We start from the raw sequence: 806 nt of genomic DNA, 5'->3' as shown, positions 1-806 counted from the left end.
ACCAGATGAGAACTGGAGGCGCAAAATACAAACACATCCCAAATAGTTGGGTCGGGGGCAGCAGATATTCTCGCAAAGACCAAACTTATGTGAAACCACGCTATCGCACCGCTACCGGTAGCAGGTCCGATAACAACGACTCCTCACCGGGAAACTTTAACCCGAATCTTGGCCCAATATCGACTAGCACCCCTTGGAAGGCTCCCAACACGTGTGACAAGCAGCGAAATCCGCGCTCCTCCCCAGTCGGCATTGACGAGTACCTAAAGGAGATAGAAAACCAACTTCAAAGAGATCGTGCCAAGATGTACGGTTATCCCCACAAAGACCGAACCGATGCGAACCCACACTATCGCACCACTCCTGATAGCACCCCTAAGAAGTCTCCCTACACGCATTATAGTCAGCCAAGCACTGATTTAAGAGAGTTACTCCGGCAGTTGGAAAGTGGAGGCGCACAGTACAGAAAAAAATAGGTCTGTCAATATAAGTGTTGGGTTTCGCTATTGTCCAATCTAACCTACGGGGGTTACGGCATACGGCGTCCCGATAAAATCGGTTCCGACATTTCAAGTCTCATTCCCGATAAATCGATGCCAGACAGGACTTAGAAATGCCGATCCCGTTCCGAGGCTTCCGATGAATCGTCCCGAGAATCGGGAGACATGTCGGGAGATTCAGAGCAATGTGCTTACCACTTTATTCCCTGTTCGACTCCTTTTTGCGTTTCATTATCTCTTAACGCCGGTAATCAAATCTAACTTTTCATAATCGGTATTATCTTAATCTTCGCTTTTACGTTGCAT

Annotated in this window: 1 protein-coding gene; it reads left to right on the top strand. The window is 47.9% G+C overall.

Going from position 1 to position 806, the window contains the following annotated elements; all coding sequences use genetic code 11:
* On the top strand, nt 1-476 hold a 476-nt coding region (locus J4G02_20295), incomplete at its 5' end, for a hypothetical protein (GenBank protein MCE2396867.1).
* Nucleotides 477-806 lie beyond the last annotated feature (330 nt).

The organism is Candidatus Poribacteria bacterium (assembly GCA_021295755.1).
Taxonomy (GTDB): domain Bacteria; phylum Poribacteria; class WGA-4E; order WGA-4E; family PCPOR2b; genus PCPOR2b.
This window is presented reverse-complemented; position numbering and strand designations above follow the sequence as displayed.